11 protein-coding genes are annotated in these 16,568 nt (G+C 44.4%); 5 read left to right on the top strand and 6 right to left on the bottom strand.

The genetic code is table 11. The features are described from left to right. The first annotated feature begins 310 nt into the window (after window positions 1-310). Both cysC and O9290_RS02755 read left to right on the top strand, forming a co-directional pair. Complete coding sequence (gene cysC / locus O9290_RS02760; protein WP_043999288.1) at window positions 311-856, top strand: adenylyl-sulfate kinase; 546 nt, start codon at window positions 311-313, stop codon at window positions 854-856. Window positions 857-1,476: 620 nt separating this feature from the next. Then, window positions 1,477-3,204 carry an ABC transporter ATP-binding protein gene (locus tag O9290_RS02755; protein WP_288059896.1) on the top strand — a complete coding sequence of 576 codons (1,728 nt, stop codon included), beginning with the start codon at window positions 1,477-1,479 and terminating at the stop codon, window positions 3,202-3,204. A 188-nt stretch (window positions 3,205-3,392) separates the two neighbouring features. On the opposite strand, the gene O9290_RS02750 is transcribed toward O9290_RS02755, so the two are convergent. Together O9290_RS02750 and hemE are read right to left on the bottom strand one after the other, a co-directional pair. Then, entirely contained in the window at window positions 3,393-4,340 is a 948-nt protein-coding gene (locus tag O9290_RS02750) for an NAD-dependent epimerase/dehydratase family protein (RefSeq protein WP_288059895.1), read from the bottom strand. 159 nt (window positions 4,341-4,499) lie between these two features. Next, window positions 4,500-5,552 (bottom strand): uroporphyrinogen decarboxylase, encoded by a 1,053-nt coding sequence (hemE, locus tag O9290_RS02745; RefSeq protein ID WP_069474777.1) that lies wholly within the window; start codon window positions 5,550-5,552, stop codon window positions 4,500-4,502. A gap of 194 nt (window positions 5,553-5,746) precedes the next feature. Between hemE and O9290_RS02740 the strand changes: the two genes are divergently transcribed. Beyond that, entirely contained in the window at window positions 5,747-6,079 is a 333-nt protein-coding gene (locus tag O9290_RS02740) for a four helix bundle protein (protein ID WP_288059894.1), read from the top strand. A 25-nt stretch (window positions 6,080-6,104) separates the two neighbouring features. Then, on the top strand, window positions 6,105-6,266 hold the full coding sequence (locus O9290_RS02735) for a hypothetical protein (RefSeq protein ID WP_288086667.1): 162 nt from the start codon (window positions 6,105-6,107) through the stop codon (window positions 6,264-6,266). Here O9290_RS02735 and O9290_RS02730 read toward each other — a convergent pair. The 3 genes from O9290_RS02730 to O9290_RS02720 all read right to left on the bottom strand — a co-directional run bounded on the left by O9290_RS02730 (window position 6,192) and on the right by O9290_RS02720 (window position 11,277). After that, window positions 6,192-8,417: a heavy metal translocating P-type ATPase gene (locus O9290_RS02730; RefSeq protein ID WP_288055343.1), complete on the bottom strand. Its 2,226-nt coding sequence runs from the start codon at window positions 8,415-8,417 to the stop codon at window positions 6,192-6,194. The genes O9290_RS02735 and O9290_RS02730 overlap by 75 nt on opposite strands. A gap of 403 nt (window positions 8,418-8,820) precedes the next feature. Then, the gene (locus tag O9290_RS02725) at window positions 8,821-10,023 is read right to left on the bottom strand and encodes an S-layer homology domain-containing protein (protein WP_288055346.1); all 1,203 of its coding nucleotides are present in this window, start codon (window positions 10,021-10,023) and stop codon (window positions 8,821-8,823) included. A gap of 30 nt (window positions 10,024-10,053) precedes the next feature. After that, window positions 10,054-11,277, bottom strand: a complete 1,224-nt coding sequence (locus O9290_RS02720; protein WP_288055349.1) for an NAD(P)/FAD-dependent oxidoreductase — start codon at window positions 11,275-11,277, stop codon at window positions 10,054-10,056. 430 nt (window positions 11,278-11,707) lie between these two features. Between O9290_RS02720 and O9290_RS02715 the strand changes: the two genes are divergently transcribed. Further along, complete coding sequence (locus tag O9290_RS02715) at window positions 11,708-12,895, top strand: glycosyltransferase (protein WP_288055351.1); 1,188 nt, start codon at window positions 11,708-11,710, stop codon at window positions 12,893-12,895. Between the two features lie 520 nt (window positions 12,896-13,415). On the opposite strand, the gene O9290_RS02710 is transcribed toward O9290_RS02715, so the two are convergent. Next, window positions 13,416-16,388: a CHAT domain-containing protein gene (locus O9290_RS02710; RefSeq protein WP_288086664.1), complete on the bottom strand. Its 2,973-nt coding sequence runs from the start codon at window positions 16,386-16,388 to the stop codon at window positions 13,416-13,418. Window positions 16,389-16,568: the final 180 nt, after the last annotated feature.

Here is a 16,568-nt window from a genome sequence, read left to right as displayed (position 1 = left end):
TTGTGGGGGAATGGGTGTTGGGGGGGGGGGGGTGGGGGTTGTGGGGTGGGGGGTGTTGGGGGGGGGGTGGGGGGTGTTGGGGGGGGGGGGTGGGGTGGGGGGTGGGGGGTGTGGGGTGGGGGGTGGGGGGGGGGGGGGGGGGGGGGTGGGGAGAATAAATAAAATAATCTCCTATCTCCTATCTCCTATCTCCTATCTCCTGACTCCTATCTCCTGACTCCTATCTCCTGACTCCTATCTCCTGACTCCTGATCACTGATCCCTGAGATATGGTACGCTAAACAGGATTTAAGTATTATTAATGATTACTATGAAACAGCGCGGCGTGACGGTTTGGTTAACAGGATTGAGCGGTGCGGGGAAAAGCACGATTACCGAGGCATTACAGGCAAAATTAATCGCTGAAGGTTATTCCATTGAAGTTCTCGACGGCGATATAGTACGGACGAACCTCACCAAAGGTTTAGGATTTAGTAAAGAGGATCGCGATGAAAATATCCGTCGCATTGGTTTTGTGTCCAATTTGCTCACCCGTCACGGTGTGATTGTCCTAGTTTCGGCTATTTCTCCCTATCGTGAGATTCGCGAGGAAGTACGGGGAAAAATCGGCAATTTTGTCGAAGTTTTCGTGAATGCTCCCTTAAACGTCTGTGAGGATCGCGATGTGAAAGGATTATATAAAAGAGCGCGTGCTGGCGAAATCAAGTCTTTTACGGGAATTGATGATCCCTATGAACCACCTTTTAACCCGGAAGTGGAATGCCGCACCGATTTAGAGACTTTAGAGGAAAGTGTCGCCAAAGTCTGGAACAAATTGACGGAATTAGGCTACATTCATCAAGCTGTGGCGGTTTAATCGCATAATAACTTTGTATTATTGGAAAACATCGTAGGGACGTGGACTAAAAACGTCTCTACACCCCGATTAACCCCTTAGGCAAATTTGTTAGTTAGGGTTTGCTGAATAATGGTAAAACCCTTTTAAAATAAGGCTTTTGACCTGCTAAAATCCGATGTTCATGCTGCGAAAATAGGATTAAGACCTTCAAAAACCTTGCATTATCCTTCTTTGAGTACACAAACTGGTACAAAAAAAAGAGGACAACAAAACCTGAAACGACCGACTCCTGACTCCTGACTCCTGACTCCTACCCCCAGGAAAAACTTTTTCAGCAGACCCTAGTTAATCTCCTTTTCTTCAGTACCTAAGCAAGGTTAATTATACCTCTCAGTTAACCTCTGGCCAAAGTGCAAGAGTGCCTAAACAGTAATCAGTAATCAGTGATCAGTAAGTAGGGAGGCACAATTATTTGTAGGATGGGTTAGCGGTAGCGTAATCCCTGGGGGTGTTGGGTTTCATGCTTCAACCCAACCTACGTTCTGATAACTGATAACTGATAACTGATAACTGATAACTGTCTCGACTAGCAAATTAATTTTGCAGGAATACTTAATATTTAAAGGCGCTAAATTATTTTGAAATCTCGCTCTAGTTATTGGAACCTCATTCCCTATCTCCGTCCCCAAACCCAAACAATTATTTTGGCGTTCATCTGTACGATCGGATTTACGGTATTTTGGCCGATTTTAGCCTGGTTAGCTGGACAAATGGCCAGATATATCGGCGAGGGAAATGTGCAAGCATTGGCGACACTTTCGGGGGTGGGGGCAGTGGTTTTTTTACTGCGGGGAATGTCTCAGTATGGGCAAGATTCCCTGATGGCAAAAGCTTCTTTAAAAATTGCCCTCGAATTAAGAAAAAAAGTTTATGCACACCTGCAAACCCTCGGCTTAAATTACTTTGAAACGGCGAAAACTGGTGATTTATCCTATCGTTTAACGGAAGATATCGATCGCATTGGGGAAGTAATTAATAAATTTTTCCATGATTTTATTCCCTCCGCCTTACAGTTAATTGTCGTCTTTGCCTATATGTTTATTGTTAACTGGCAATTGACGATCGCTGTCATTATTATCGCTCCTTTGTTGGGAGTTTTGGTGGGATTTTTTGGTGAAAAATTATTACAGTATGCTCGTCGCGCCCAAGCGAAAATATCTAACCTTTCTGCGTTATTAACCGAAGTTTTTGGCGGTATTCGCGTGGTGCAAGCTTTCGCTGCTGAAGATTATCAAACCGAGCTTTTTGCCCAAGAAGCGGAGGAAAATCGCCGCGCTCAATACCTATCAGAATCCACCAAAGCTTTACAATACGTCGTGGTGGGATTCTTACAAGCTCTCGGTGTCATCTTTTTATTCTTTCTCGCTGGTTGGCAAATTTCCCAAAAGAATTTAACTGGAATTGACTTTGTTAGTTATGTGGCAGCGGTGGCAATGTTAATCGATCCCATCGCCCATATTACCAGTAATTATAATCAATTTAAACAGGGGCAAGCCTCCATGGATCGGATTTTTGAATTGTTAGCTATTTTGCCAACAATTACCGAAAAACCGAATGCGATCAATCTGCAACCCCATAGCAAAGAAGTTGAATATTGTCAAGTAAATTTTTATTACAACCAGGACAGACAGGTTTTAAAAAATATTAATTTTACTGCACACGCTGGGGAAATGATTGCTTTAGTGGGAGCATCGGGAGCGGGAAAAACCACTTTAGTTAATCTTTTATTGCGTTTTTATGACCCCACTTCTGGCAAGATTTTAATCGATGGGGTGGATATTCGTGATGTGACTTTAAAAAGTCTCCGGCGACAAATTGGCGTAGTTTTACAGGAAAATATTCTCTTTTCTGGCACTATAGCCCAAAATATCGCTTTTGGTCAGGGAGATTTTAATCTGCAAGAGGTGGAAAAAGCGGCAAAAATTGCCAACGCTCATCAATTTATCAGTGAACTTTCCCAGGGTTACTATACCTCTGTGGGAGAAAGGGGTGTTAATTTATCGGGTGGACAAAGACAAAGAATCGCCATTGCGCGAGCGGTTTTATCTAATCCGAGGATTTTAATCTTAGATGAAGCAACTTCAGCGCTCGATTCGGAATCGGAAGCTTTAGTGCAGGAAGCTTTAGAAAGAATTATGACGGAGCGCACGGTATTTGTTATTGCTCACCGATTAGCAACTGTCAGAAAAGCTAACCGTATTTTAGTCTTAGAAAAGGGTGAAATTATCGAGGTGGGTAATCACGAGGAGTTATTAAATCTTAATGGTCGTTACGCTCAATTTCATGCTAGACAATTTCAAGATTAGTCTATTTGGCGTTAAGAGTTGGGCGTTATTTCTGATTTTATCATTCAAGCCAAGTTTTTGGGGGGTTCTACCCCCCAAACCCCTAGGGTTGATTCAAGGTAGGGTTGATTCAAGGTAGGGTTGATTCATGAATCAACCCTACCCGTCGGGGGACGAAGTGCCTCCCCCAAACCCCGCAGCCCAACTACTTAGGGTTTTTTTCGGGGAATTCCTCGCAAGGCTAAAACATCATCGAGGGTGGAACAATAGTTTTTTAAACCAAAATCGTCAGGAGTATAGGTTTTAACGTGGGTGAAGTGGCGATAATTCATGGCAAAGCGGTCCCATGGTTCCATCTGCAAGTTAAAAACTTTGATAAAAAAGTTAGCAATGGTTAAAGATAAAGGAATGCGAAAATAGATTTTTTTGTTTAAATAAGTACAGATTTCCTCCACTGCTTGGTTAGCTGTTGTGCGTTGATTGCCTAGAACAATTTTGCTTTCTGGTGCGGGATTTTCGATTAAATAATTCACCACTTGAGCTATATCTTTGGCATGGATAAAATGAAAACTGCCATCAGCTTGAAACCAACGCACTAAACCGATATATTTCAACACATCCGGTAAACCGCCATAGATATGAGAATAGGGTTTATTTTCGTCACCACCTAAGACAAAAGTGGGGTATAAAGTGATAATTTTATCGGCGATTTCTAGGTCAGTAAATTTACTATAACAAATATATTTAGTGCGGATATAATTAGTTCCTATCTCCCCAGCTTCGGGTAAAGGTTGATTATTTTGATTGAGAATGCTGGCAGTGGAAAAGTAGAGGACTTTCTCGCAGATTTGAGCATCTAAATAACTAATTAATTCTAGGGTTTTTACCACATTAATCTGATAACTTTCCTCCTCTCCTCCCCAACTGGTAGCGATTAAAACCGCTATATTCATTGTTTTTAAAAGATCGGCATATACCCCAATATTTTCCATATCGCCTAAAAGTATATGAACATTTGATCGCCCTTGGTAAGTAAATTTTAACTTCTCGGGATTACGCACTAAAAAATATACTTCATAGTCGGGATTTTCCAGTAAAATCTCAGCGATATAATGCCCAATACAGCCACTCACACCCGTTAGAAATATTTTTTTCATTATTTTAATTGATACGGCAGAATTTAGGGGACAGTTTGAAAGTAAAAAGTAAAAAGGGTGTTGGGGTTTTAGGGTGTTGGGGTTTTGGGGTTTTAGGGTTTTAGTTGAATTCCCCCATTTCCCCATTTCCCCATTTCCCCATCCCCTGTTCCCTGTTCCCTAGTCCTGATAACTAAATTGTTTAGCGGTTTCAAAGAAGAAACGCACGTTATCTTCAGGAGTTCCCACCAAAACACCATGACCTAAATTAAGAATATGACCTTGATTACCTGCTTTACGAATAGTATCAATAATCCGCTCGCGAATAAAAGACTGGGAACCGAATAAAACCCCCGGATCGATATTACCTTGAACCATCATCGATTTACCTAAACGCTGTCTCGCTTCGGCCAGATCCACGGTCCAATCGACGCTAATAATATCAACCCCCGATTTACCCATTCTTTCCAAAACGCCGGCGCTGCCACTAATGTAGAGAATTAACGGTGTATCGGGATGGGTTTCTTTCACCAAACGAACTACTTTTTGTTGATAGGGTAAGGCAAAAACATCGTAATCTTGGGGAGTTAATTGACCCGCCCAAGAGTCGAACATTTGTACTACTTGCGCCCCACAATCAATTTGATAACGGACATAGGTGGCGATCATATCCGCTAATTTATCTAAAAATTGGTGCAGTACCGAGGGTTCCGAAAAAGCCATCCCTTTAATCACAGAATAACTTTTAGAACCTTTCCCTTCCACTGCATAGGCTGCTAAAGTCCAAGGCGCTCCGACAAAACCGAGGACAGTGGATTTGTTTCCCACCTCTTGACGTAGGGTTTTTAAAATCGTTTTGATAAAAGGTAAAGACTGATCGGGATCGAGGGGATTAAGTTGGTCCACCTGCGCTTGAGTACGAATGGGAGAATCGATAATCGGCCCCTTACTTTCGATAATATCAAAGGGAATACCAATTCCCGCCAAGGGAGTGAGGATATCGGAGAACATGATCACCCCATCCGGTTGAAAAGCACGCCAGGGTTGCAGGGAGATTTCGATCGCTAAATCGGCATTTTCCGATCTTTCCCGAAAACTGGGGTATTTATCCCGCAATTCTCGATAAATCTGCATATAACGTCCTGCTTGTCTCATCATCCACACGGGAGGACGGGGTAAGATTTCTCCTTTGGCAGCGCGTAATAAATAAGGTATTTCAGGGGAGTCAGTCATATCAGGATGATTATTCTATTGCCTTTTCTACGGTATCATCCCCCGTACAGCTAATTTTTCTGGTTTTTCCTTAAGAATTGTTAACGAAAGTTATCCCCCTTTGCATTGAAACTGGGTACTGGAAATTGTAGTACAATCTTTTGGTTTGAGACAGGGTGTAGAGTGTAGGCTATAGGGATAAGTTGATAAAATCTATGGCGGATTCAAAAATTCAATCTTACCGAGATTTAAGAGTTTGGCAGGAGTCCGTAAATTTAGCTGAAAGTTGCTATCGTCTCACTAAAACTTTTCCCAAAGAAGAGCTTTATGGGATGACAACACAGATTCGCCGAGCTTCGGTGTCAATAGCAGCGAATATTGCCGAGGGGTATGGACGCAAAACCAGGGGAGAATACATCCAATTTTTGTACATAGCTCAAGGTTCTCTCAAAGAGTTGGAGACTCATTGGTTAATCTCTCAAAGAGTTGAACTAGCTTCCCCTCAGAGCGTCAATCCTATTCTTAATCAATGTGAATCAGTAGGCTGACTCCTGCTAACTTTGATTCGTTCCCTTGAAAATAAATAACCCCCACACCCTACACCCCACACCCTACACCCTACACCCTACACCCTACACCCTACACCCTACACCCTACACCCTACACCCCACTCCCCACCCTGGGATGAACTCGACGCAATCGCAAGGCATTCGTCACCACGGAAAGGGAACTTAAAGCCATGGCAGCACCGGCAATAATCGGATTGAGCAGAAAAGGATAGAGGACTCCGGCAGCGATGGGAATGGCAATCAGGTTATAAATAAAAGCAAAAAAGAGATTTTCTTTGATATTTCGCATTGTTGCCCGACTTAACTCAATAGCGCTCACAATTCCCTGTAAATCTCCCGAAATTAAGGTTATATCGCTGGCGGCGATCGCTACATCGGTCCCCGTGCCAATGGCAATACCTAAGTCCGCTTGCGCCAATGCGATCGCATCATTGATGCCATCTCCAACCATGGCGACTATTTTCCCTTTTTTCTGCAAATATTCGATTTTTTCGGCTTTTTCTTGGGGACGGAGTGCGGCAAAAAAGCGCCGGATACCCAACTCGCTGGCGATCGCTTCTGCGGTTTCGAGGTTGTCCCCCGTCATCATCATCACCTCTAAGCCCATTTTTTTGAGCTTGGCGACCACTGAAGAAGAAAAAGGTTTTAAAACGTCGGAAATGGCAATCAACCCCTCTAAATGCCCGTTAACCGCTATCCAAGCCACGGTTTTTTTCTGCCATTCCCAATCGTGGGCGACTTTTTTAAGAACTTTTGTTTCGATCCCTTGACTTTCTAACCATTGTTGTGTACCGATTTGCACTAAATCCGACCCGACTTTTCCCTGCACTCCTGACCCAGTTATTGAGTCAAATTCGGTTACTTCTAGGGTTTTAATGGCGTTTAACCGCCCATATTTAACTATTGCTTCTCCTAACGGGTGTTCAGAATGATTCTCCACCGATACGACTAACTGCAGCAGCGATAATTCCCGTCCATCCCCCACCCCCTCGCGAGTCAAGAAGTCCGTCACCGTTGGTTTACCCTGGGTGAGAGTTCCGGTTTTATCTAGAACAATAGTAGTAATGCCCTGGGCTAATTCTAAACTTTCGGCATTTTTAATTAAAATTCCCTGTTTTGCTCCCTGTCCTGTTCCCACCATAATCGAGGTGGGTGTAGCTAATCCTAGCGCACAGGGACAGGCGATAATTAAGACTTCCACCATTGTAATCAAAGCGAGGGTGAGATTACCCGTGCGGAGAATCCAAAATAAGAAAGTTATTACCGCAATAATCATCACCACCGGCACAAAATAAGCGGTCACTCGATCGACTAATCTTTGTATAGGTGCTTTTGATGCTTGCGCGGTTTGCACTAATCGGACAATCTGAGCTAAAACCGTATCTTTTCCCACCCGTAACGCTTGCATTTGTAGGCTACCGGTTTTATTAATTGTCGCACCGATTACCTGTTGATTGACGGTTTTTCGCACGGGTAAACTTTCCCCCGTCACCATCGATTCATCAATGCTAGAACTGCCTTGGATAATTATGCCATCGACGGGAATTTTTTCCCCCGGACGCACTAAAATTATATCTCCTACTTTCACCTCTTCTATTGGTATATCTAGCGTCTGTTCTTCCCTAATTACCCTAGCAGTTTTTGCCTGTAATCCCATTAATTGTTTAATAGCGGCGGCCGTTTCTTTTCTGGCACGTTTTTCGAGGAAACGACCGAGTAAAATCAGAGTAATGACGATAGCTGATGCTTCGTAATAGACATGGGAATTAAACCCCTGTTTTTCGATAAAATCGCTCCCGAAGGTTAAAAACAGGGAATAAAAATAGGCGGCACTGGTTCCCAAAACTACTAAAGTGTCCATGGTGGCAGTGCGATTTTTAAAGGCTTTCCAAGCATTTTTATAAAAACTTTGACCACACCAAAATTGGACGGGAGTAGCGAGAATTAATTGTAATAAGGGAGCGTGTAACCAGTGGGGAATAAAAGATAGAGATAAACCCGTCATCATCGGCAAAGAACCGATAAAAAGTATAATGCTAATAACAATAGCGATCGATAGTTTGGTGAGAAGTTCTTTTTCTGGCCTGGATTCGAGATTAATTTCCGTTATCGGTGTAGCTTGGAAACCGGCATCCCTAACTTTTGCTTGAATAGTGTTAAGATCGGTACGCTTGGGATCATAGTCCACATCCACCTGTTCCATGCCAAAATTAACTTGACATCGAATCACTCCGGGGATAGATTTAATTATCCGTTCGATCGAATCAGCACAACCAGCGCAACTCATCCCGGCGAGTTTGAGAGTTTGATGGGTCATAATGTTAATAGCAGCGGAAGTCAGCAAGAAAATCCCCTGCAGCAGAGTTATATCTTTAGCATAAAATATTCCCCTAGCTGCAGGGTCAAGAATCCTCTGTTAATTTTTCTGAATAGATATGAAGAAATGTCAAAAAGAGTGTCTGTATTTTCCTAACACACCCTTAATTTTTATGGACAAATTTCAATTAGGGCTTGCTGAATAAATCTAAAAACCTTGTTGGGTAAGACTTTTAGACTTTTTGTCAATCAAAAAGTACCGGATATGCGAGTGATCGGGGGGAAAATTCCTGGACTTTTTCCCTGAAAATTAGGTAATTGACCCCCTCAAAATCGGTAAAACCCTACACCCCACACCCCACACCCCACACCCTGCCCCCAGGAAAAACTTTTTGCCGCAAACCCTAATTAACCCCACTCTGTTGCGTATCTTGACCCTGCAAAGCATCGGCAGCGGAAACACCATCACCCTGAAAACCAAAATACCATAAAGCAGCGGCAGCTTCAGCGCGATTTACCGGTCTTTTTGGCTGAAATAGGGTAGTAAAACCAAAAACTCGCCGAATATTGGCTTGTTCGGCATTTTGAAAATCGGCATAAAGAGCGCGCACCAGCTGCGGGTTAATTTTATTAGTATCCTGAAAACCCCAAGTATTTTTAATCGTATCAAGATTGGCGCTCGGTAAAGCTTTTCTGATATCTAATGGCACTTTCCAAGCGATTAAATCTTCCCGGGTTAAAGGAGCATTGGGACGGAATAAAAGGGCGCTACTATCTCCCGTTAAAGGAGAGGGAATTAACCCCGCTTCCGCTAATCCTTGAATATAAATATAATCGGGATCGTTATTTTTAACATCACTAAAAGCTGGGGAACTATTGGGAGTAGCTAAACGGATTTGTTTACCCGCTACATTGGCATAAATGGCATTATTAGCCTGTAACAACCAGCGCGCAAATTCTCGGCGCGTTATTGTATCATTAGGGTTAAACTGATTGTTATTACCAGTTAATACTCCTAATCTAGCTAAGTCTTGAATGTGGCTTTTTAAGGGATTAGGTAAGGATTCGAGATCGTTAAAACTGGTGGGATTAAGATTGGGTAAGGGGGAAGAAATGGGGGAGGGACTAGGGGAAGCAATCGGGGTTCCCGTTGGACGATAATCGAGGCTATATTCGGTATTGGGAGAAGTGGCAGTTATGGTGATAGTTAATTCTAAATTATCTCGACGGGCTGTCAAGGTACTATTGACTCCTTCCCCAGAAAAGGGAGTGATAATTTCCCAATTATTATTAACTAATTCCTGTTGATAAAAAGCCTCGATCGCATTGCTGGGATCGTTGGATTGCCAACGGGTTTGCCCACCAGTATTATCAGGATTTGTCTGCACGGATAATAATTCTGATTGACTATATCGAGGAATTTCTGCGGGAAAATTTGCGGGTAATTGCTGGTTATTAGGAGAGTTTTCCGGTATGGGATTTGTTTGTAGATTAGGATCGGCAGCCAGACGATTTTCTAGGGCAGGATTGCCACTACAGGCTGCTAAAATGCCCAGCAGAGTGATAATTGTACTGTAGCGAATAAACTTACTCACGGTCTTTACCAATATTGTTTCCTTAGCTTTATCCTAGCCTATTTACTCAGGTTTTTGACTAGGGAAAATTCGGTGCCACCATTGACGTAATTTCCCCAGCAGAAATCCTCCTAACCCTTTTGTGTATTTTTCAAATTTGTAGTAAAATAAAATGTCGATTATATCCTGGGTGGCAAGATACTTGAGATAGGATACTCCTTGATCTATACGCACATCACTATATTCTAAATAAACTTTGCGACTGAGGCGATCGGATAAATTCCATTTTGGTTGAAAATATTCCTGCATCCTCTGTTGATAAGGGGCAAAACTACTCGATTTTCCCTGTAAATATTCTTCCATGTATTGACAAGCAATTTCGGCTCCTTTCATAGCATAGCGAATACCTTCCCCTCCTAAAAAGTTAACCGTAGAAACAGCATCACCAATCGCTATAATATTCGGTTCTTGATAATAAATATCTTGCAGATTGAGCGAATATTCTAAAATAGAACCATGGATGTCGATTATATCATATTTAGAGAGATTCATGTAGGTTTGAATAATTTGTGTAATATAACTTTTTAAAGGCTTAACTTCAGAAATATAAGGATGTTCTCCCTCTAACCAAGCAGCTCCTATTTTTAATTGCTGATTATCCATAGGAAAAATCCAACTATAACCTTTAGGACTCCATTTATGACCGAGAAAAAAAACTAAATTATCTTGATATTTTTGATAATATACTTCTGGCACAGTAATTAAATATTCAATGCCCACTGCTTTTAGAAAATCAGGTTTTTCTCGTCTGTGTTTATACATAACTGCTCTAGCGTATCCCGTGGCATCAACCAATAAACGAGTATTAACTGTTTCGATTTCCTCGTCTTTTGATTTCAAGAAAACAGTTAGCTGATTCTCCGTTTGTTGATATTTCAGATAACGACAACCTAAACGAACTTCTCCCCCCCAACGCAGCACTTCCGCCGCTAAAAACTCTCGCAATTTGGCAAAATCAAAAACTACCCCTAAAGGTTGCGGTGATGACCAAAAATGATGTATGCTAGTGGAGATAATTTCGATATTTTTCCAAAACCTAGCCACCACGGTTTCGGGGAGATTGAATTGTTCTAAAATTTCTAGGGGAGAAGCGGCACTAGAAAAATTATTATCTTGCCAACTAGAATGTTGTTCCACCAAAAGAACACGATAACCTTTTTCACTTAATAATCTACCACAGTGACCTCCCGCTGGTCCGCCCCCAATAATTACGACATCATAATCCATGATTTACTCCCTCGCCTAATCTTGCTAACTTGCTTTTATTTTACCCTAAATGCCCTCTGTTAAACCCCAAACTGGTTAAGCTGTTGTGCATCTAAATTTGATAAGTAGCTGATTATAATTAAATTAAAAATGGATTTTAGGTTCGATCCCCCCCGCCCCCCTTGATAAGGGGGGTGCCGATCGGCGGGGGGATCTGTAAGCTTTTCATACCTCCCTACTTAAAAATGGATTTTAGGTACGATCCCCCCCGCCCCCCTTGATAAGGGGGGTGCCGATAGGCGGGGGGATCCCCCTTGATCAGGGGGGTGCCGATAGGCGGGGGGATCCCCCCTGCGCCCCTTGATAAGGGGGGTGGCTGACAACTTTTAACACCTACCTACTTACTCTTTTTGACCTGTTCCCTATTCCCTCATCGAAAGCCGACTAGCTTATGACATTTTTATTATTATTAGTTACTTTCCTATCGCTAATAATTTGGTTATATTTAATCTTAGCCAGGGGACAATTTTGGCTATCTAACCAAAAAATTAATTCTGTCACTTCTCCCTTAACAAATTATCCAAAAGTCTCGGCAATTATCCCCGCACGAAACGAAGCCGACGTTTTACCCATCAGTTTAGCTTCCCTCTTTAACCAAGATTATCAAGGCGAATTTTCCATTATTTTAATTGACGATCAAAGCAGTGATGGCACGGGAAAAGTTGCTCAAGAAATTGCTGATCAATCTCATAAATCTTACCAAATAACTATTATTGCTGGACAGCCTTTAGAGATAGGATGGACGGGTAAATTATGGGCAATGAAACAGGGAATAACAGAGGCTACCGAGAAATTTGCACCCGATTATTTTCTGTTTACCGATGCCGATATTGCCCACGCACCAGATAATTTAACCCAATTAGTTACTAAAGCAGTACAGGAAAAACAAGCTTTAGTTTCCCTGATGGTGTTGCTACGCTGTGACAGTTTTTGGGAAAAATTTCTTATTCCTGCCTTTGTTTTTTTCTTCGAGAAACTCTATCCTTTCCCCCTAGTTAATAATCCTAATTCCCCGATAGCAGCCGCCGCCGGGGGTTGCATTTTAATTCGCCGAGATATCCTAGAAAAAATTGGCGGTATTGAAATTCTTAAACAAGCTTTAATTGATGATTGTTCTTTGGCGATTGCGGTTAAAAAATATCTGCAAAATCACCCAGAAAATAACGAGAGTTCCATCTGGTTAGGATTAACAGAAAGCACCTATAGTCTCCGTCCCTATCCAGATTTAGCAAGCATTTGGAATATGGTAGCCCGCACCGCCTTCACACAACTAAATTACTCAACACTTTGGTTAATTGGCACAATTTTCGGGATGTTTTTAACCTATTTAGCCGCCCCCTTGGGCTTAATCTGGGGATTAGTCTTAAAAGAAACATCAATTATCATAATTAGCGCCGTCACCTTATTACTAATCGCCCTCTCCTATAGCCCGACTTTAAGACTATATAAATTATCCCCCCTGCGGGCTTTAACTTTACCCCTAATTGCCCTCTTTTATAGTTTAATGACCGTCGATTCTGCCCTGCGTTATTGGCGCGGCCAAGGGGGAGGTTGGAAAGGGCGAGTTTATCCTAATTAGGGATTGCTGAATAATGGTAAAACTCTTTAAAAATAGGGCTTTTGACCTGTTAAAATTGGAACCTTTAAAAACCCAGCATTATCCTTTTACAGTACAATAATTAGTAGTAGGGTGCGTTAGCGATAGCGTAACGCATCAAATAAATTAATGATAGATAAGAACTCTTGCAAATTAATTATATGTTATAATAAAGTTAAATTAATGATAGGTGTGGTGCGTTACGACGGATTGTTAGATTTAAGTTTAAGCAGAGATTATCGCCGTCTAACGCACCCTACGTTTTACTTGCAACGCACCAAATAAATTAATGATAGGTGTGGTGCGTTACGACGGATTGTTAGATTTAAGTTTAAGCAGAGATTATCGCCGTCTAACGCACCCTACGTTTTACTAGCAACGCACCAAATAAATTAATGATAGGTGTGGTGCGTTACGACGGATTGTTAGATTTAAGTTTAAGCAGAGATTGTCGCCGTCTAACGCACTACGTTTTACTTGCAACAAGGAAATAATTCATAATTTAAGGAAGTCCCAGACAATAGAACGCCCCCCAGTAACGATAATCCTGAAAAGGCACTGCGTCGGGAGCAAATTCGTCGAGCCACTTGATCAATTCGCCGATTTTCTGATAATTAGCCCCAGCAGCATTGACGTTGGGATCCTTAGTTTGGCGCATTTGTTGCCAAATCTGGAAAGCCTGCTGATAATCGACTGTCAAACTGTCCCGCCAGTCTTTTTGGCAAGTCTCCCGCAGCGCTTGACGAGCCTGATGTAGAGCCGTTAAACGTTCCTCTCCCGCCCGCCTGGCGCGATGGTACTCCCGGGAAAACAGCGCCGTCGCTAGATCAGTCACCGCCCAATGACTACTAATCACAGCACGAGCGCCCCCCAGCAGAAAGCCTGTACCTAAGCTGAGGGGTTCGTCCAGTAATTCCCGTCGCAGGTTTCCCTCTTCATCTCGGGAAGTGGCAAAACTGAGACCAGTTTCACAACAGGAGAGAAACACTTCCGACAATTCGGGGAAACGCCACAGGGGACTAAGTAAATCCCGGAGGGTGACTTTTTGCTCTTCGGCTAGGACGAGGTGGGAGTTGAGGGGATCATCGGGGCGGCTGGTGGCGTGGTGGCTGGAGAGCAAAGCCTGCACTTGTTTCAGCAATTGCAGATAAGAGTCGGGGGTGACTGTGCGCCCCTGTAGCCGCCGTTGGCGAGGCACGTTCCAGGTTTGGGCGACCCACTCACACTCTAGGGGAGTATAGGGCAAATCCTCTGTGGTGTTTTCCACAATCCCCAGGGTGTCGGGAGTCGGTTGCGATCGCTCTTGGCACAGTCCGAGAATTTTCGTACTGGGGACAAACTGAAGGCGAAAGCGATCGCCCAGTAGTTGACCTTCGGCGGTGGGTAGAAGGTCGAAGGGAATTTGGTGCAGGAACAGGTGGGGAATCAGAATTAACTCAGTGATGCCCTGGAGGTGCTGTTGGATGAGGGTATCGAATTGCAGGCGGGTTGCCAGTTCTTGCAGACGAGTGGCCATAGCTTGGTGCCACTCATGCCGACGCTGCTGGCGGGATTGGGCGGTCTCTGCTTGATTAATCTCAATGTAGGGGTTAACCCAGTTGACGACCAGCCAGTTTTGCAAGTCGTTGGCGGACTCCGGGGGATTGGGAATAGTGTGGCAGTTGACCCCTTCCCCGCCATCCCGGGAGGGGCGACGCAGGACAAAGATGTGGGTATGGGTGGCGGTGGTATAGAAGCTGAGGAGGGCGGTCTGGGGGGATGGAAGCAGCGCCGTTAGCTCATCGAGCCGGGGTTGGGGTTGGGGTTGCTGAAGTTGGGCGGTGATGGCATCAAAGCGGTAGAGAGCGTCCCAGGCTTGACGTTCGGCGGCTTCGGCGGCCTGGAGTTGTTCTGTGGCAAAGCTGGCGCGGGTGTTACCGATGGGGTAGGGTTGGGGTTTCTGGGTGAATCCGGGCTGGTCGAGGGGGTTTTGACGGAGTTGGGATTGGATCTGACGGCTTTCCTTAACCTGCTGATACCAGGCTTGGATCTCTGGGGGAACGCGCCCATCGGCGTAGAGGTCGCCCACAGCGATCAGGTCGGCGAGGCGTTTGGAGCGGGAACGTTCGACGGTTCGCAACGCCAGGGAGAGATCGCCTTGGTTAACGGCGGCTTGGATTAGGTTTTCATAAACACCGATGGACTCGCGGACAATCTCTTGGCGAAGGACTTCACTGGTTGCCCAGGCGCGGCTTTGTTCAACGGCTTCCACGGCGACGGTGTAGCCTTCTAAGGCAATGTCCCACCAACCCTGCCGGAAACCGAGATTGCCTAAGTTGCGCCCAGTTCTCAGGGTGTCAGCAGGTAAGAGAGCGGGGTTGAGAAAGGAAAGTGCTTCTCGATAATTGGCGATCGCCCGTTCTAGGTTGGCTACCGGCTCTTGACCCAGTTCGGCTTGGGTGTAGTAGGCTACGCCCAGATTAGTGAGGGTTCCGGCTAAATCCCTTTCTAATCCGGGTTGGCGGAGGATGGTGGTGGCTTCGGTGTAGGTAGCGATCGCCCGTTCTAGTTTGACTACCGGCTCTTTCCCTAGTCGGGCCTGGGTGCGGTAGGCTACGCCCAGATTAGTGAGGGTTTGGGCTAAATCCCTTTCTAATCCGGGTTGGCGGCGGATGGTGGTGGCTTCGGTGTAGGCAGCGATCGCCCGTTCTAGGTTGGCTACCGGCTCTTGACCCAGTTGGGCTTGGGTGCTGTAGGCTGCGCCCAGATTAGTGAGGGTTCCGGCTAAATCCCTTTCTAATCCGGGTTGGCGGCGGATGGTGGTGGCTTCGGTGTAGGTAGCGATCGCCCGTTCTAGGTTGGCTACCGGCTCTTGACCCAGTTGGGCTTGGGTGCTGTAGGCATTGCCCAGATTAGTGAGGGTTTGGGCTAAATCCCTTTCTAATCCCGGTTGGCGGCGGATGGTGGTGGCGCAAACTTCGTATCCATAGATGGCAATGGCTAGGTTAATGATTGGATTACCTTTAGTAAACCCAGAAAAAGCATAAGCAAGATCGTAGAGGAGTGCCGCTAGTTGGTAGGTTTCCTCTGGACTGGCTTGTTCCTTGGTTTGATTTCCCCAAGCACGGAGGAGGTTAACTAAGTTTTCATCTAAGAGATGGAGGTTATTGTCAAGCAGGGGATAAATTGCTTGGGGGTTTCCGGGACTTTCTACGACAGTTTGCAGTAGGGTTTGTAAAAAACTGGTGTAGGGGTTTTGGTTATCTCTGGGCGGGTCTAAAAATTGTTCTAACTGTTGCGCCATATTCAGCAACCATCTCCCGTTATTGCTGTCTCCTTGCTGTTCTAAGAAGCCTGCATACTGCTTCATCACAGCGACTAAGCCTGCATCAAGTAATTCCGCATTAGCTTGTAATAGCGCTGGTTCCTGACCATTTTCGCACTGGAAGAGCGCTTGGATTAGGGCTAAGTAAGCTTCTATTCTTGCTTCGTTCATGATTGGTTTTAGGTTTTAGTAGGGTGCGCCCTTCGATAGCGTAACGCACCAAATAAATTAATGATAGATGTGGTGCGTTACGACGGATTGTTAGATTTAAGTTTAAGCAGAAATTGTCGCCGTCTAACGCACCCTACATTTTACCATTTGGGGATGGGGAGTGAGTGCGATTATCTGTAG

It is taken from the genome of Microcystis sp. LE19-41.2A, from assembly GCF_027530405.1.
In the GTDB taxonomy this organism is placed as follows: Bacteria; Cyanobacteriota; Cyanobacteriia; order Cyanobacteriales; family Microcystaceae; genus Microcystis; species Microcystis aeruginosa.
The sequence above is the reverse complement of the archived record's forward strand: the minus strand, read 5'-3'. Positions and strand labels throughout refer to the sequence as shown.